Genomic DNA, 16,858 nt, shown 5'->3' with positions numbered 1-16,858 from the left:
GGTTCAAGGCGGCTGGGACACCAGGAGATACGGACGCGCCCCGCGAACCGATCAGCGTTCCGCGCAAAACCTCGTACGGCCGTCGATTCCGTCAGTCCCGTGAATCTCCTCAGTCCGCGTACGACGCCCGCCGCGCCGTCGTCACCACCCGCTCACCGTCCGCCTCTCCCAGCAGTCCGTCGGCGACCCACCCGTCCATGACGGACCGCACCCGCCGCACCAGGGCCTCCTTGCTCCGGAACGGCGCCCCGGCCCACACCTCGTCCAGCAACGTGGTGCCGTCGGCCCGCGCGGGGTTGGCGACGCCCGCGTCGGTGCCGCCGAACACGATCCGCGGCTCGGCCCGGCGGACGTACACGTGCGTCGGATCCTCGGTCCCCTCGGCGAACGGCGCCCACCGGACGCCGTCGAGCCCGTCCAGCGTGAAGTGCAGCGGCGCATCGGGCACGGGGGTGAGCGCGGACAGCAGGTCCCCGGAGAGTCCCGCGCCGCCGTACAGGCCGACCTCCAGGAACCCGGTCGAGGACGAGCGCGCGACCAGGTTGACCGGGCCGAGGAACAGGGCCTGCGTCGACGGGTCGTCCAGGGCCCCCTCCACCCGCAGCCGGAACGGCATGGTGACGCGCACGGTGTCCCCCTTCCGCCAGGTCCGCGACACGGTGAAGTAGCTGCCCGGCCGCGGGGTCCCCGGCACCGCACGCCCGTTGACGGTCACCCGGAACCCGTCGACGGCCCAGGACGGCACCCGCAGCCTCAGCGCGAACGAACCCCCGGACCCGCCGACCCTCAGGACGCCGCCCTGCTCGCGCGGGAAGTCCGTGACCTGCGTGACGGTGACGCCCTTCGCCGCCCAGGTCACCGTGGACGGGACGTAGAGGTTGACGTAGAGGGCGCTTTCGTCGGCCGCCGCGAAGTACACCGAGTCCTGGTACTTGGTGGCGCTCTCCATGCCCGTGCCCTCGCAGCAGGTGGTGCCCTGCTTGGGCGTGTAGTCCCGCACCTGCCCCGGTGCCAGCCCGATGAAGTAGGTGACGAGCGGCTTCTCCGCGTCCGGGCGGTCCTGTTTGGAGCCGAGCACCTGGTTGAACAGGGTCCGCTCGTAGTAGTCCATGTACGCCGGGTCCTGTTCGTGCAGGAACAGCGCCCGGCTCAGCTTGAGCATGTTGTAGGCGCAGCAGGTCTCGGCGGTCGTCGCCCCGAGGGTCCCCGCGATCACGTTCCGTGCCTTCCAGAACTCACCGCTGCTGGTGCCGCCGATGGCGTACATGCGGTGCGGCACGACCATGCCCCAGAAGTTCCGCGCGGCGGCGAGGTAGCGCTCCTCGCCCGTCTCGTCGTACAGCCGCAGCAGACCGGTGAAGATCGGTATGTGCTGGTTGGCGTGGAGGCCGTCGAGGATGTCGGTGCCCGCCGCGCAGGCGTCGATGAGCCGGTCCAGGTCGAACAGCCGGGCCAGCGCGAGGTGTTCGGCCCGTCCGGTGAGCGCGTGCAGATCGCAGACTGCCTCGACGATGCCGCCGAACTCGCCGCTGGAGAAGATCCCCCACATCCGCTGGAGCGTCGCGGCCGGCAGCACCGACAGCCGCGCGTGCATCCAGTCGCCCATCCCGGCCGCGAGGTCCAGGGCACGCTCGTCACCGAGCGCGAGATACGCGTCCAGCAGCCCCCGCAGGATCTTGTGCGCGGTGTAGTACGGCGCCCACACCCGGCGGTAGTCGCTGCCGGTCATCGACTCCAGTTCGATGAACTGCGTCTCCGGATACGCGGCCAGGAACCCGGGATGGCTGGGCCCGCCCCAGGTCCGTCGTAGCGTCGCGGACAGCCCCCGCCCGGAGGCGTCCGCGAAGGTGCCGCCGCCGGTCTCGTCGAAGGCGTACGAGACGAGGTCGCCGCCGCCCGGACGGTTCAGGGCCCCGGCGATCTCGTCGGCGCCGAGCGCCCGCGACCACACGTCGAACCCGCCGAAGGCGCCCGCGAACACCGGGTCCGTAGCGAAGTGCGAACGGCCCAGCCAGTAGTGGGCGAGACCGCCGAGCGCGGCCGGGGTGAGCGACAGGTCCGTGTTCCGGTCCACCTCGACGCCGTCGACGTACAGCGTCCCGGTGCCATCGGCGAGCGTGACCGCCAGGTGGCTCCACTGGTCCAGGGGCAGCGCGGTGGTGCCGCCGAGCGCCTGCTCGGCGCCGGGCCCGCCGTCGGTGATCGCGAACCGGGGCAGCCCGGCGGAGTCCCGGACGGCCAGGTACAGATAGCGGGTCGTGTCGTCGCCGAAGTCGAAGACGCGCGCCCAGGCGCCGTCGTGCGTGGGCTTCACCCAGGCGGCCAGGGTGAGCGCGGGAGCCTGGCCGAGGACGCCCGCGGGCAGGTCGACGTACTGGTAGGACCCCCGCACGTTCTCGACGGCCCCGCCCCGCGGCCCGTCGACGCTCAGCACGGCCGGGTCGTGCCGCAGCGCCTCGCGTACGTCGGTCAGCGCCCCGACCATGGTGGTGATCCGGTCGGCGAACACTTGCTCGCCTGTGCTGCGGTACGCCTGTGCCAGCATGGTCAGGAAGTGCCCGGTGTAGTGGCCGCGCAGATTGCCGTTGGCCTCGCCGTCCAGTCCCTCCCAGCCGCCGGGCGCGACCGCGCCGAGCGTGGACAGGCCGGCGTTGGCGCGGAAGACCTGGAGCAGTCGGTGCACGTCGTAGCCGCGGGCGTGGTCCAGCATCAGCCGGCGCTTGTCGGCGAAGACGCCGGGCCCGAGCGTCACGTCCTCCAGGCCGAAGGGGAGGACGGTCCAGGACGCCGGTGCCGCGGCGGCGGCCCGCCGGTCACCGGCGGCGGCGTACGACAGTGCGGATGTGCCGGCGGTGATCGCCGCGGCCAGCAGGAGGGATCGCCGGGAGAGGGGCGCTGCCATGTGCTCCTCGTTCCTGTGCACTCACGGTGCGTTCGGTGTGTCGGTCTGTCGGTGTATCGATATGTCGCGTCGTTCGATATACCGGATGACGTTCGAAAGGTCGCCCAGAAGATAGGCAAGGGGCGGGAGGGCGTCAACGGTACTGACGGGTACGCCCGATCGACTCCACCAACGGCAGCAGCCGGTGCGGGACCCGCTCGCGCAGCGCCACCTCCGAGCGGGTGCGGACCACGCCGGGGAGGCTGATCAGCTTCTGGATCACGTCCTCCAGGTGGGCGTTGTCCCGCGCCACCACCCGGGTCAGCAGGTCCCCGCCGCCTGTGATCGAGAACGCCTCGACGATCTCGGGGACCCCGGCGAGCGCGTCCCCCACGTCGTCCAGGTGTCCCTGCGTCACCTCGATGTGCACGAAGGCGAGCACCGGGTGCCCGAGCGCGGCGGGGGAGAGGACCGGGCCCGTGCCGGTGATCACGCCGTCCCGCTCCAGCCGGTCCAGCCGCGCCTGCACGGTGCCGCGGGCGACGCCGAGGACGCGGGCGTACTCGCGGACGCTGGTGCGCGGCTGCTCCAGCAGCAGCCGCAGGATGCGGGTGTCCAGCTCGTCCACGGCCATGACGTCCTCCGTCCTCCGTGCGGTGTCTGGGCCGTTGGCCGGCCCATGGACATCGTAAGACCTCTTCCGCTGTGCCATTGGCCCAGCGGAAGAGGGAACTCTTGATCCAGCTGTGGGCGGGATGCTGAGATGGACGGGTCGATGGCGCTGCGGAGGAGTTCGCGGCGCTTTTTTGCTGCCGGTGTACCGGACCACGCGGAAGGGGGAGGCCAGCGGTGCTGAAGAGGATGTTCGTCGCGCCGGACCCGGGCCGGGCACGGCTCAGGTTCGCGTCCCGGGCCGTGCTGGGCGTCGGCGCCGCCGTCGCCGTCTGCGGACTGGCCGGACAGCCGCTCGCCGGCGCGGTCGCCGGCGGGCTCGCCGCGCTGCTCGCCCTGTTCACCGTCACCGACGCCACCGTCCGGGGCCAGGCGGTCACCACGGCGCTGCTGCCGGCCGCCGGCCTGCCGGTGCTCGCCGTCGCGGCCGTCCTGCACGACCAGCCCGTCGCCCGGGACCTCGTCTTCCTCGCCGTCACCGGCGCGGGCGTCTACGCCAGGCGCTGGGGCCCGCGCGGCCACAGCCTCGGCGTCTTCGCCTTCATGAGCTGCTTCGTGGCCCAGTTCCTGCACACCACACCGGGACAGCTCCCCCGGCTGTACGCCGCCGTCCTGCTGTCCGTGGCCACCGCCGCGGCGGTCCGCTTCGGACTGTGGTGCTACGAGCGCCGCCTCCCGGCGCCCGTGGTGCCCGTCCTGCCCGGCGGCACCGGGCTCGCCCGCGTCACCACCCGCCAGGCGGTCCAGGCGACGGCCGGCGCGGGCTTCGCGCTGGTCGTGGGGAACCTGCTGTCCGGAGAGCGCTGGTACTGGGCGGTGGGCGCCACCTGGTGGGTCTTCGTCAACACCACCTCACGGGGCGAGACCCTGGTCCGCGGCTTCCGCCGGGTCGCCGGCACGGCGGTCGGCGGCTGCCTCGGCCTGCTCGTCGCCGTCCCGGTGGACGGGGCGGCCCTGCCCAGCGCCGTCCTCGCCGCCGCCTGTGTCTTCGGCGTCTTCTACACGGCCGCCGTGTCGTACACCTGGATGATGCTCTGCGTCACCCTGCTCGCCGAGCTGCTCTACGGGCTGCTGGACGTGCTCACCCCGGCCCTGCTCGCCCTGCGTCTCGCGGAGACCGCCGTGGGCGTGCTCGGCGCGGCGCTCGCGGTGCTCCTGGTGCTGCCGGTCACCACCCACGCCGTCACCGAGGGCTGGATCCAGCGGGCCCTGCGCTGCGTCCACGCCTGCACCGCCGAGGCGGCCGCCCGGATCGCCGGGACCGAGGGCGCCGACCCGGCGTCGCGCGTGGCCGAACTGGAGCGGCTGCTCGACCGGGTCCGGCTGTCGGTGGCCCCGCTGACGCACCCGCTCAACCCGCTGCGCACCCGCACCCGGCGTGCCCGCCGGGTGCTCGCGCTGCTCGACGACTGCGCCCGGGAGATCCACGGCCTGGTGACCGTCGCCACCGACCCGGAGGCCTCGCACGACGCCCGTCTGTCCGCCGCGTGCCGCCGCGTGGAGGCCGCCGTCGAGGCGCTCACCGGGGACGGCGCGGTGCCCGAGCGGACGGAACGGGCGGGCGCGGTGGAGCCGGTCCTGGTCCATCTGCACCGTCTGGAGCACGCGCTGGCCGAACTTGCCGCGCCGCTGCGCGGTCCGGCTCCGCTCGGTCTGGACCGGGTGGCCTGACCGGTCACGGGACGGTCTTCCGAAGCCTTCCCGGTCCCGCCCGGCCAGGACCGGACGTGACCGCTGCTACCGTCGCCCGGTACGCCGGGGCACGCCGGGCCGGGCCGAGCGCGCCCGCGACGGGGGGTGCGACCGGGGCGACGAGGGACGCCCGACACGGCCACGCGCACCGGCGGCGACCGCGCGGCCGCGGCGAGCCGTGACAAGCCGCGGTGAGCCGTGACGAGAGGGGACAGCGGTGGCACAGGACGACGGCACGGGGCGGCGGGCGTTCATCGGTTCGTTCACGGCGGCCGGCGGCCCCGGCATCGTCACCGCGGCCGTCGACCCGGACAGCGGCGCGCTGACCGTCCAGGGCACCGTGAACGCCCTGCCCGACCCCTCCTACCTGGCGCTCTCGCCCGCCGGTGACACGCTGTACGCCGTCAGCGAGACCGCCGACGGCGCGGTGGCCGCGTACCACGTGACCCCCGACGGACCCGTACCGGCCGGGCCGCGGGTGTCCGTCGCCGGCCGCGGACCCACCCACCTCAGCCTGTTCCGCGGGCACGTCCTGACCGCCAACTACGGCTCCGGCAGCGTCACCGCCGTCCCCGTCCGGCCCGACGGCACCCTCGCCCGCGCCGCGTCCGGCGTGCTCCGGCACACCGGCTCCGGCCCGTACGCACCGCGCCGGCAAGGCCCGCACGCCCACCAGGTGCAGCCCGACCCGAGCGGACGCTGGGCCGTCAGCGTGGACCTCGGTACCGACTCGGTGCGGGTGTGCACCCTGGAGGACGGTGCCCTGGCCGTCCACCGCGAGACCGCTCTGCGTCCCGGCTCCGGCCCCCGCCACCTGGCCTTCCACCCGGACGGCACCCGCGCCTACGTGGTCAACGAACTCGCGTCGACCGTCACCGTCTGCCGCTGGGACGCCGACGAGGGGGCGCTGCGGCCGCTCACCGAGGTCCCGGTCCTGCCCGGCGCCCTGGCCGGTGACACCTACCCGTCCGGCGTGGTCGTCTCGCCCGACGGCCGGTTCGTGTGGACCGCGACCCGCGGCGCGGACGTCCTGACGGCGTTCGCCGTCGAGGGCGAGACGCTGCGGCCGGCCGGCACGGTGCCCTGCGGGGGGCACTGGCCGCGGGCGCTCACCGAGGCCGGCGGTTTCCTCTACGCGGCCAACGAGCGCTCCGGGGACGTGACCTGGTTCGCGGTGGACGCACGCACCGGCCTGCCGCGCCGGGCCGGCGCGATCCCCGTCCCGGCCGCCTCCTGCGTGGTCTTCGGCTAGCGCCGGCACCGGTCACACGGGCCGGCACGGGCACCCGGACACGACGAGGGCCGCCCCGGTCCTGTGGACCGGGGCGGCCCCACCCGTCACGGCGCCTCAGCGGACGGGCGCCCCCTGCGGCTGCGGCGGGGTGATGCCCAGCGCCGTCGTGTACTTGGCCAGCGCCAGCTTGCCGATGGCCGGGTACGGGCCGAGCGGCTCGGCGACGGAGCAGCCGGCCTCCTTGGCCGCCTCCTCCAGCAGCGCCGCGTCGATCTCCGGACCGATCAGATAGGGAGCCAGCGCCAGCTGCTGGGAACCGGAGCCGCGCAGCTGCTCGGCCACGGACGCGATCGAACCCTCCTGGTCCAGCGCCGCCGCCATCACCGGCACGGCCAGGCGCGCGGCGAGCAGCATGCCGGTGATCCCGGCCGCCTGCACGGCCTCGTCACCGCCCACCGAGGCCAGCACGATGCCGTCCGCCGCGGTCGCCACGGTGAACAGCCGGGCCCGGTCGGCGCGGGCCAGACCGGCCTCGGAGAGCCGGACGTGCAGCGCCTCGGCCAGCAGCGGGTGCGGACCCAGCACGTCCGTCAGCTCGGCCGCGACCCGGCTGTCCATCACGGCCTGGCGCACCCGGCGCAGCAGCGCGCTGTCCGGCCCGGCGAGCAGCGGCACGACGACGGCCACGGGGCCGTCGGGCTCCTTGGCCTCCGCCCCGGTGGCGACCGCCTGCTCGTAGCGGGCGGTGCGCTCCTCGGCGGCGCGGGCCAGCACGGCGGTCAGCGACGGGAACTCCTCCCCGTCCCCGTCCAGGTACCCGATCCGGGCGTCCAGGCCGGGCAGTTCGGAACGGGCGATGCTCACGACCTCGTCGGCCAGGCCCCGCGTGACGGCGCTGGGCGTGCCGGGTACGGCCAGGACGAGCGCGGGCGCGCCCTCGGGAGCCACCAGCGGCTCGGGTCGGCGGTGGCGCCCCGGCTGGCGGGGGCGCGGCATTCGTACTGGCAGGCCGGACGCGGGCCCAGTGGGGGAGCTCATGGCGCCGCATGTTACTAACTTCCTGGGCTCCTCTGTTCGGGGAGGGCCCAAGTGAGCGGTATCCGTCCGGTTTTGTCTGAAGAGTGATGTATGGATCGGACGACATCGGCACGATTCCCCTCACCGGAAGACCGAAGTCAGCCACTGCCCGGAGCGGTCACCCACAGCATTCCCGGAGCGTCCGGGAGGGCGGGCGGGCCGGCCGCCAGTCCGGCCGCGATCCGGACCGCGCCGTCCAGCGGTTCACCCTCGGCAGGCACCCGCCGAGCCCGCGGCAGCCGGCTCGCCAGCTCCTCCTCCAGCGGCCCGGTCAGCGCCCCGCCCAGCTTCGGCAGCCCGCCGGTGACGGCGACCCGGACACCGTCCCCGGCCGGGCAGACCGCGGCGGCGCAGTCCGCGATGTGCCGGGCGGCGGCCCGCAGGATGCCCGCGGCCACCGGGTCGCCGTCCGCTCCACTGCTGGCGCAGAAGGCGACGTCCGGTGCGAAGGAGGCGAGGACGGCGGCCCGGTCCGTACGCGGGTACAGGGCACCGGGCAGGCCGGTCACCGGACCGAAGCGTTCCGTCGCGCGGGCCAGCAGCGGCGCGGAGCCGCCGGGCCGCCCGTCGTACGCCCGCAGGGCGGCTTCCAGCCCCGCCCGCCCGATCCAGGCGCCGCTGCCGCAGTCGCCGAGCAGGTGCCCCCAGCCGTCCGCGCGGCGCCAGCCGGTCAGGTCCGTGCCGACGGCGATCAGTCCGGTGCCCGCGGCGACCACGGCGCCGGGCCGCAAGCCCAGCGCCCCGGCGTAGGCGGTGACGGCGTCGGCGGCCAGCGCGACCGTCCGTGCCCCCAGCTCCCGGGCCAGGGCACCGGGCAGTTCGGCACGCAGGGCGTCCCCCAGGGTGGCCAGCCCCGCCGCCCCGACCACGGCGACGGCGATCCGGTCCACCCCGGCCTCGGCGGCCGACGCCCGGGCCATCGGAACCAGCAGCTCCATCAGGTGTCCGGGGTCGATGCCCCGCACACCGGTACGGACGGGCTCGCGCGAGGCACGCCGCACCGGCGTACCGCCCGTGCCGCCTCCGCCGTCCCCCACCGCTCCGACAGCGACCCGGAGCCCGGAACCGCCCGAGTCCACGGCGAGATATCCCTCCGTCACGGCGACGAAGCGTACCGCTCGCCGGGCCCGCCGTCCCGGCTCCGGCGGAGCACGCTCCCGTGCGCCAGTAGAGTGACTCTCCGTGGCACCACGACCTCTCCATGAACTCGTCGAGCCCGGTTGGGCGAAGGCCCTGGAACCGGTGGCCGGGCGCGTCGCCGCGATGGGTGACTTCCTCCGCGCCGAACTCGCCGCCGGCCGCACCTACCTGCCCGCCGGACCGAACGTCCTGCGCGCGTTCCAGCAGCCCTTCGACGACGTGCGCGTCCTGATCGTCGGACAGGACCCCTATCCCACGCCCGGGATGGCGATCGGCCTGAGCTTCGCCGTGGCCCCCGAGGTGCGCCGCCTGCCCGGCAGCCTGATCAACATCTTCCAGGAGCTGCAGAGCGACCTGGGCCTGCCCCGCCCGTCCAACGGCGACCTCACCCCGTGGACCCGGCAGGGCGTGCTCCTGCTGAACCGGGCGCTGACGACGCGGCCCAACAGCCCAGGCTCGCACCGCGACAAGGGCTGGGAGGAGGTCACCGAACAGGCGATCCGCGCGCTCGCCGGACGGGGCCGGCCGCTGGTCTCCATCCTGTGGGGGAGGGACGCCCGCAACCTGCGCCCGCACCTCGACCGCTACCCGGTCATCGAGTCCGCCCACCCCTCGCCGCGCTCCGCCGACCGGGGCTTCTTCGGCTCCCGCCCCTTCAGCCGGGCCAACGACTTCCTCGCCCGCCAGGAAGCGGAACCGGTCGACTGGCGCCTGTCCTGACCGGCCCGGCCGCGGGGCCGCGCCGCGCAGGACGCGCTGCGCCCGCCGGGCCACGCCACCGCCACCCGTCGAGCGCCGGCCCCGCCGTCCCGGCCGGCGGGGCCGGGACGGCGGGCCGGGGGACGGGTGCGGGTCAGTCCCGGCCGTCCGGGCGGCCGAACCAGTCGTAGTACGGCGATCCGGGGCCCCAGTCGCCCGGACGTCCGTCGGCGTCCTTCGTCACGAAGACGCTCGGCTGGGAGGCGGTGACGCCGCCGCCGGCGGAGCGGGCCGTGACGAACCAGGCGTGCGCGGCACCGGGCTCGAGCCTCCGCCAGGTCACCGAGGCGACCTCGCCCGAGGCGACCTCGGCCCTGCCGATGACGCTGACGGGGCTGTACAGCGCGACCGAGTCGGTCCTGAAGGTCGTCTTGCGGGACTGGAGGTCGATCGGCAGCACCATGTTGTCCTCGGTGCCGTCGTACCGGTGGTCGGAGTCGTACTCGGTGGCACCGAACTCGTCGAGGAACGGTGAATAGGTGTCGACGGTCAGCTCGGAGCGGTCCACGTCGAACTGGAGCATCCGGAAGAAGCTCGCGCCGAGGCGGAGCTGGTCGTCGGGCCGGTAGCCGCCGGTCTCGGTGAGGCCGAGGCGGTCCGCGGAGACCGTGTAGAACTGGTAGTCCGCCAGGAGCTCGACCACGCCGTGGCCGACCTCGCCGGCCTTCGGCTTCACGTTGGTGCCCACGCCGTGCTCGTGACCGGCGAGGATCAGGAACACGTTCGGGTTGTCCTGGACCACCGTCTTGTACAGCATCGAACCGTCGGGCGCGGAGAACGGGGCGCCGCGTCCGTCGGGGCTGGTGCTCGGCGCGAGGTAGTCGTGCGAGAGCAGGATGCCGTTGCGGTCGGAGAACCGCTCGAAGACCGAGTCGGCCCACGCGGCCTCCTCGCGGGTCACGCCGTAGGACAGGCCGACCACGACGAAGTCCTGGCCGCCGGCCGAGAACAGGTCGTAGTGGTTCTGGTTGTCGCCCGGCTTCCAGGGACCGCCGTAACTGGCGTGTTCCCAGCCCTCGGAGAGCGCCTGGTAGCGCTCGGGACCGTAGTACTGGTTGTAGATCGCGTCCGGGCCGTTCTCGGTGCCCGACTGGTTGTCGTGGTTGCCCGCGATCACCCCGTTGGGGATGCCCGCGTCGTCCAGGATCCTCTGCTGCTTCGAGGACAGCTCCAGCTCGCCGGCGATCTGCTGCCGCACGGCCTCGGTGGTGGGCTTGCGGATGTTGTTCTCGATGATGTCGCCGGTGTGCGCGACGTACGCGATCTTCCGCTCGTCCTTGTTGGCGACCACCCAGCGGTCGACGTCCCCGTACGCCTTCTCCCAGACCGCGCGCTCGGCGGCCGTCTCCTGTTCGACCGCGCCCTCGGAGAGGTACTGCGTGTCGGTGTGGTGGACGATCGAGAAGTCGTACGAGTCCGGGTCCGCGAAGGAGTCCGGGTCACCGGCCTCGATGTCGTCGGCGAACGGGTCCTCGCCGGTGACCATGACGTGGACGGTGCGCCGGTCGACGTAGGTGTCGTCGTCCAGGACCGCGCTCAGCACCGTGTCGCCCTCGGCGGTGCCGCGGGCGCTGCTCACCACGTCCCACTGCCGGGTGCCGGTGTTCCACACCCGCAGCGCGGCGAGGCGCTCGGGGTCGATGACGCCCTCCCAGCGCAGCACCGGCCGGTCGGCCCGGCCGTGCACGCCGACGTCGAACCGCTGGAAGGTGACGTCGGAGGAGGCGGGCGCGTCCAGTGTCCGTCCGTCGGCCGGGGCCAGGCCGGCCGCCTCGACCTTCTTCTCGCCCTTGACCTTCAGGGTGGTCGGCACGGCGGTGGCGGTGCCCTGGTACACCTGCCCCGGGGTGAGGATGTCGGCCTCGGCGAAGGTGGCGGTGACCTCGCCGCCGTCGGGTTCGGCCACCTTCGCGGACAGCGTGACGTTCCGGCCGGTGTCGGTGGTGCCGGAGGCGGGGGTCAGCCGGCTCGGGGTGTCCGGGATGCCGGCGGAGGTGAACGCGATCTCGCGGGTGCCGGTGTTGCCGAGGCCGTCGGTGGCGGTGACCGAGAGCGTGTGCGGGCCGGCCTTCAGGCCGGGGCCGACGGCCTCGCCGGCCTCGACCGCCTCGCCGTCCAGCTCGATCCGCGGACCGTCGGTCACGCCCGAGGGGTCGTCGACCCGGACGTCGAGGACGACCGCGGCGGTGATCCGCTGCCCGGCCTTCGGGGTGCTGTTCGTGACCGCGGGCGCCGAGTTGTCGGTGGCCAGGACGCGGGTCGCGGTCCTGCCGGACTGCGAGGTCGCGGCCAGCGTGTGCGCGCCGTCGGCGATCTTCGTGGTGTCCAGGTCGCTACGCAGGCCCTTGGCCGGGCCGTCCACGAAGAACTCGAGGTCGACCTCGTCCAGCGGGTTGACGCTGGAGCCGCAGGAGCCGTCGCCGAAGCTGTAGGAGCCCTTCACCATCCGCCCCTCGGCGGTGCCGCCGACCGGGGTGAGGGTGAGGTCGGAGAGGACGAAGTCGTCCCGGTTGACGCCGCAGGAGCTGTCGATGCCGCCGGTGACGACGTCGATCGTGTTCCAGCCGGGGACCAGCCACTCGTTGGGGACGGCCAGATCCACGCGCTGACTGACGTAGTCGCTCTCCAGCGGCACCTTCCGGCCGTTGACCAGGACGTGGTTGCCGTAGCGCGCCTCGACGGAGTTGCTCCCCACGGTGAAGCCGAGGACGGCGGTGCCGGAACCGAGCGTCTGAACGACCGGCACGGCCGGGGCGTCGATGGTCCAGTGCAGCTCGGCCTCGCGCAGCGCGGTCGACGACGAACCGCACGTGCCGTCGCCCATCGGGTACGAGGCCGCGATGTCCTCGCCGGTGACGGTGGCGCCGTCCAGGGCGAGGTCCAGGCCGCCGATCTGGAAGTCGTCGCGGTTGGCGCCGCAGCTCTCCTGGTAGGCGCCGGTGACGACCTTCAGGGTGTTGTCGCCGGGCACCAGGAAGCGGGCCGGCACCGGCAGGGAGACGCGCTGGCTGACCCAGGTGCCGCCCAGGTCGATGCGCTTGCCGTTGACCAGCAGGTGGTTGTCGAACTTGTCGTCGATCGAGTTGGCGCCGACGTCGAAGGAGAGGACCGCCGCGCCGTTGCCCAACTGCGGCTTGGCGGTGGGCGCCTGGCCGTCCACGGTCAGCGCGGCGACCCGGCCGTCGTCGCCGGCCGGCAAGGCGGCGGACACCGGCTGCTCGCCCCGGACCAGCGTGCCGTCCTCGGGCAGCAGGCGGGGGGCGCCGGCCGGGGCGTTGTTGACGGTCACCTTGTTGGTGACGGCCTTGCCCGAGGCGGTGGTCGCGGTGAGGGTGTGCTCGCCGCCGGCGAGCCGCGTGGTGTCCAGGTCGCTCCGCAGGCCGGTGGTGCCCCGCGGGTCGCCCAGGACGAAGAAGCTCAGCGACGCCTCGGTCCGCAGCGAGGTGTTGGTGCCGCAACTGCCGTCGCCGAACGAGTAGGTGTACTCGTTCTCCTCGCCGTCCGCGACCTCGCCCAGCAGCGTGAGCCGGATGTCGGAGAGCACGAAGTCGTCGTGGTTCGTGCCGCACGAGCTCTCGATGGCACCCGCGAAGAACCGGATCTCGTTCTCGCCCTTGACCAGGTGCTCGTTCGGGATCTCGATGGTGGCGCGCTCGTTGACGAGGTCGCCGAGGGCCGCCCGGTACTCGCCGTTGACGAGGACGTGGCTCCCGTAGCGCGCCTCGACCGAGTTGGAGCCGACGTCGAAGCTCAGCCGGGAGACCCCGACCGTCCTCTCCGCCTCGACGGCCTTCCCGTCGACGGCGAGCCCGGTGACGGAGTCACCCGCCACGGTCGGCACCGCCTCGATCGCCCGGGTGCCCTCCAGGTAACTCCCGTCGGCGGGGGTCAGGACGGGCAGGGACGTCGCGTCCGCCGGGTCCCGCTGGTCGGTGGCGTGCCGGTCGGTCCCGGGAGCGGCGTACGCCGCCGTCGCGTTCCCGCCCACGAGGACGAGCGCGGCGAGCGCGGCACCGGCCAGCCGCCGGCCGCCAAACCCTCCGCCCCGCCCTCTTCGTCGCTGTGCTGGCCGCATCGGCAGCCGTCCTTCCTGTCGTCGCGCGTCCTGGCGTCGCGCGTCATGTCCCGCGCGTCCTGTCGGCACGAGGCCCTGTGGAGCATGCGCACGTCAGATGAACGCCCATGAGCCACCTGTGGGCGAACAGGGGAAGGAATGTCAGGCGACTTTGAACACGGCCGTGACAAAGTGTGGACATGTCAAGCAGAAGTCTCCTACCTTGACGGCGGAACTGCAGCCACACCGCTCACGACCGGAGCGACTTCCGGCACGGTCCGGTCCCCACCCCCGGAGGACCAATGCACCCACGCCCACGCCTGTTGCCACGCCTGCGCGGACGCGCCGTTCTCCTGCTGGCGTCGAGCGTCCTCACCGGTGGCCTGTACGCCGTCCCGGCCACCGCCACCGCCGCGCCCGCGGACATCCCGCCCCAGGAGCCCGGCGTCACCCTGCGCGTCTTCGACACCCAGACCCCGCTGAGCAAGCTCTGCGTCCTGAAGCCGGGCCAGACCCCCAACCACGACAAGCTGATGCCGACCGTCGACTGGTCCACGGAGGCCGACTTCGGCGGCTTCGCGGACAACTTCACGTCCCAGGCGTCCGGTTACCTGGACATCCCGGCCGACGGCAGCTACGTCTTCCGCCTCACCAGCGACGACGGTTCACGGCTGACCATCGACGACGCCACGGTCATCGACCACGACGGCCTGCACGGCGCCGAACCGAAGGACGGCACCGTCCACCTCACCGCCGGCCCGCACCCGTTCCGCGTCGACCACTTCGAACGCGACGGCGGGCAGCAACTGCGACTGTCCTGGCGCCCGCCCGGCGCCGACGGCTTCACCGTCGTCCCCACCGAGGCGCTGAGCACCGACGCCGGTGTCGTCCGCGTCACCGCACCGGGCCGCAAGGAGTGCGAGGCGGGCCGCGACACCCCCGGCGACGGCCTCCCGCTGACCTCCGTACGCCCCGACCTGACCCTCACCGACCTGCGCCCCGAGGGCTTCGAACCGCAAGTCAGCGGCATGGACTGGCTGCCCGACGGCCGCCTGGCGATCAGCACCTGGGGCGGCACCGACAACGTGGCCGGTGAGGTGTACCTGCTGGACAACGTCACCGGGGCGACCAGCGCCGACAAGGTCACCGTCAAGAAGGTCGCGAGCGGACTGCGCGAACCCATGGGCATCAAGTACGTCGACGGCGACCTGTACGTCTCCCAGAAGCACGAGCTGACCCGGCTCGTCGACACGGACGGCGACGACGTCACCGACGCCTACCGCACCGTCGCCACCTGGCCGTACGGCGGCAACTTCCACGAGTTCGCCTTCGGCCTCCTCTACCGCGACGGCTACTTCTACGTGAACCTCTCCGTCGCCATCAACCTCGGCGGCGCCACCACCGTCCCGCAGCCCGCGCCCAACCGCGGCGCCACCTACAAGGTGAGCAAGAAGACCGGGAAGATCAGCCCGGTCGCGGGCGGACTGCGCACGCCCAACGGCATCGGCTGGGGACCCGGCGGCGACCTGTTCGCCACCGACAACCAGGGCGGCTGGCTCCCGGCCTCGAAGCTCGTCCAGATCAAGCAGGGCCGCTTCTTCAACCACTACATCGAGCCCGCCGGGCCCTTCAGCGACAACCCCGTCACCGAACCGGTGCTGTGGTTCCCGCAGAACGAGATCGGCAACTCGCCCTCCACCCCGCTGTACCTGAGGAAGGGCCAGTACGCGGGCCAGATGCTGATCGGCGACGTCACCTACGGCGGCCTCCAGCGCGCCTACCTGGAGAAGGTCAAGGGCCAGTACCAGGGCGCCGTCTTCCGCTACACCCAGGGCCTGGAGGCCGGCGTCAACCGCATCACCCTCGGCCCCGACGGCGCGGTCTACGCCGGCGGCCTGGGCGCCGACGGCAACTGGGGCCAGGAGGGCAAGCTCAAGTTCGGCCTGCAGAAGCTGACCCCCAACGGCGGCAACACCTTCGACATCAAGACCATGCGCGCCGTACCCGGCGGCTTCGACCTCACCTACACCCAGCCCCTGTCCGCCGAGACCGCGGCGCGGCTCGCCGAACGCTACGAGGCCGAGCAGTGGCGCTACACCCCGACCGCCGACTACGGCGGCCCCAAGATCGCCGAGGAGCGGCTCGGCGTGCGCTCGGCCACCCTCTCGGGCGACGGCCGCACCGTCCGCCTGCGCCTGGACGGACTGAAGCCGGACCGCGTGGTGCACCTGCGCTCCCCGCGCCCCTTCGCCTCCGCCTCCGGTGAGGCCCTCTGGTCCACCGAGGCCTGGTACACGCTCAACGAGATGCCCGGCGAGCAGCCGCCCGCCGCGACCCTGTACGAGGCCGAGGAGGCCACCCTCACCGGCACCGCCGGCATCCACAGCGACCACACCGGCTACTCCGGCGACGGCTTCGTCGACCGCTGGGCCACCGAGGGCAAGGTCGCCACCACCTTCGACGTGACGGTCCCGAAGCGGGGCGCCTACGACGTCAACCTGCGCTACTCCAACGGCCCGGACCCCTTCCGGGGCACCAAGTCCCTCTCCCTGTACCTGAACGGCGAGAAGCTGCGCCAGACCCGGCTCCCGTCCACCGGAGACTGGGACACCTGGTCCACGAAGACCGAACGGCTGCCGCTGCGGGCCGGACACAACTCGATCTCCTACCGCTACGACCCCGGCGACACCGGGCACGTCAACCTCGACCTGATCACCGTGCACCCGCGGGGCGAGCGCGTCACCCTCTTCGACGGCACCGCCGCCTCGCAGTCCCAGTGGCAGCACACCGACGGCCGGCCCACGGCCTGGCCGCTGTCCGACGAGAAGTCCATGGAGGTGTGCTGCGGCGACCTGCGCACCAAGGACGCCTACCAGGACTTCGCGCTGCACGTGGAGTTCCGGGTGCCGCCGCTGCCCCCGGAGGTCACCGGGCAGGACCGCGGCAACAGCGGCATCTACCTCCAGGACCGCTACGAACTCCAGATCCTCGACTCCTACGGGGACACCACACCGGCCCCGGACGAGGCCGGGGCGCTCTACCTCAAGAAGGCACCCGACGCGAACGCGGCCACCGCGCCCGGCACCTGGCAGACGTACGACATCGTCTTCCGGGCGGCCCGCTTCGACGAGAACGGCGACAAGACCGCCGACGCCCGGGTGACGGTGGTGTGGAACGGCAAGAAGGTCCACGACGACGTGGCCCTCGACGGTCCCACGGCCTCGGGACGGCCGGAGACCCCGGCCGCGGGGGCGATCCGCCTGCAGGACCACGGGAACACCGTCCGGTTCCGCGACATCCGGGTGCGGCCCCTGAGCTGACGCGATCGCCAGGGCACGAGTCCGGTCCT

General features: G+C 73.3%; 9 protein-coding genes. 4 read left to right on the top strand and 5 right to left on the bottom strand.

What is annotated here, in order from left to right:
• Nucleotides 1-109: 109 nt before the first annotated feature.
• On the bottom strand, nucleotides 110-2,902 hold the full coding sequence (locus tag ACY1JF_RS23810) for a beta-L-arabinofuranosidase domain-containing protein (RefSeq protein WP_462707259.1): 2,793 nt from the start codon (nucleotides 2,900-2,902) through the stop codon (nucleotides 110-112).
• A gap of 133 nt (nucleotides 2,903-3,035) precedes the next feature.
• Entirely contained in the window at nucleotides 3,036-3,515 is a 480-nt protein-coding gene (locus ACY1JF_RS23805) for an Lrp/AsnC family transcriptional regulator (RefSeq protein WP_462707258.1), read from the bottom strand.
• 215 nt (nucleotides 3,516-3,730) lie between these two features.
• Here ACY1JF_RS23805 and ACY1JF_RS23800 point away from each other — a divergent pair, with 215 nt between their 5' ends.
• Together ACY1JF_RS23800 and ACY1JF_RS23795 are read left to right on the top strand one after the other, a co-directional pair.
• On the top strand, nucleotides 3,731-5,224 hold the full coding sequence (locus ACY1JF_RS23800; protein ID WP_462707257.1) for an FUSC family protein: 1,494 nt from the start codon (nucleotides 3,731-3,733) through the stop codon (nucleotides 5,222-5,224).
• A gap of 238 nt (nucleotides 5,225-5,462) precedes the next feature.
• The gene (locus tag ACY1JF_RS23795) at nucleotides 5,463-6,497 is read left to right on the top strand and encodes a lactonase family protein (RefSeq protein ID WP_462707256.1); all 1,035 of its coding nucleotides are present in this window, start codon (nucleotides 5,463-5,465) and stop codon (nucleotides 6,495-6,497) included.
• A gap of 96 nt (nucleotides 6,498-6,593) precedes the next feature.
• On the opposite strand, the gene ACY1JF_RS23790 is transcribed toward ACY1JF_RS23795, so the two are convergent.
• Both ACY1JF_RS23790 and ACY1JF_RS23785 read right to left on the bottom strand, forming a co-directional pair.
• Entirely contained in the window at nucleotides 6,594-7,517 is a 924-nt protein-coding gene (locus ACY1JF_RS23790; protein ID WP_462707255.1) for a sirohydrochlorin chelatase, read from the bottom strand.
• A gap of 137 nt (nucleotides 7,518-7,654) precedes the next feature.
• Entirely contained in the window at nucleotides 7,655-8,656 is a 1,002-nt protein-coding gene (locus ACY1JF_RS23785) for an N-acetylglucosamine kinase (protein WP_462707254.1), read from the bottom strand.
• 82 nt (nucleotides 8,657-8,738) lie between these two features.
• On the opposite strand from ACY1JF_RS23785, the gene ACY1JF_RS23780 reads away from it, so the two are divergent.
• Nucleotides 8,739-9,416, top strand: a complete 678-nt coding sequence (locus tag ACY1JF_RS23780; RefSeq protein WP_462707253.1) for a uracil-DNA glycosylase — start codon at nucleotides 8,739-8,741, stop codon at nucleotides 9,414-9,416.
• 133 nt (nucleotides 9,417-9,549) lie between these two features.
• Here ACY1JF_RS23780 and ACY1JF_RS23775 read toward each other — a convergent pair whose 3' ends face one another.
• Nucleotides 9,550-13,530, bottom strand: a complete 3,981-nt coding sequence (locus tag ACY1JF_RS23775; RefSeq protein WP_462707252.1) for a metallophosphoesterase — start codon at nucleotides 13,528-13,530, stop codon at nucleotides 9,550-9,552.
• A 281-nt stretch (nucleotides 13,531-13,811) separates the two neighbouring features.
• Between ACY1JF_RS23775 and ACY1JF_RS23770 the strand changes: the two genes are divergently transcribed.
• Nucleotides 13,812-16,829 carry a 3-keto-alpha-glucoside-1,2-lyase-like domain-containing protein gene (locus tag ACY1JF_RS23770; RefSeq protein ID WP_462707251.1) on the top strand — a complete coding sequence of 1,006 codons (3,018 nt, stop codon included), beginning with the start codon at nucleotides 13,812-13,814 and terminating at the stop codon, nucleotides 16,827-16,829.
• Nucleotides 16,830-16,858: the final 29 nt, after the last annotated feature.

This window comes from Streptomyces sp. SYSU D01066-1, assembly GCF_054956795.1.
The sequence above is the reverse complement of the archived record's forward strand: the minus strand, read 5'-3'. Positions and strand labels throughout refer to the sequence as shown.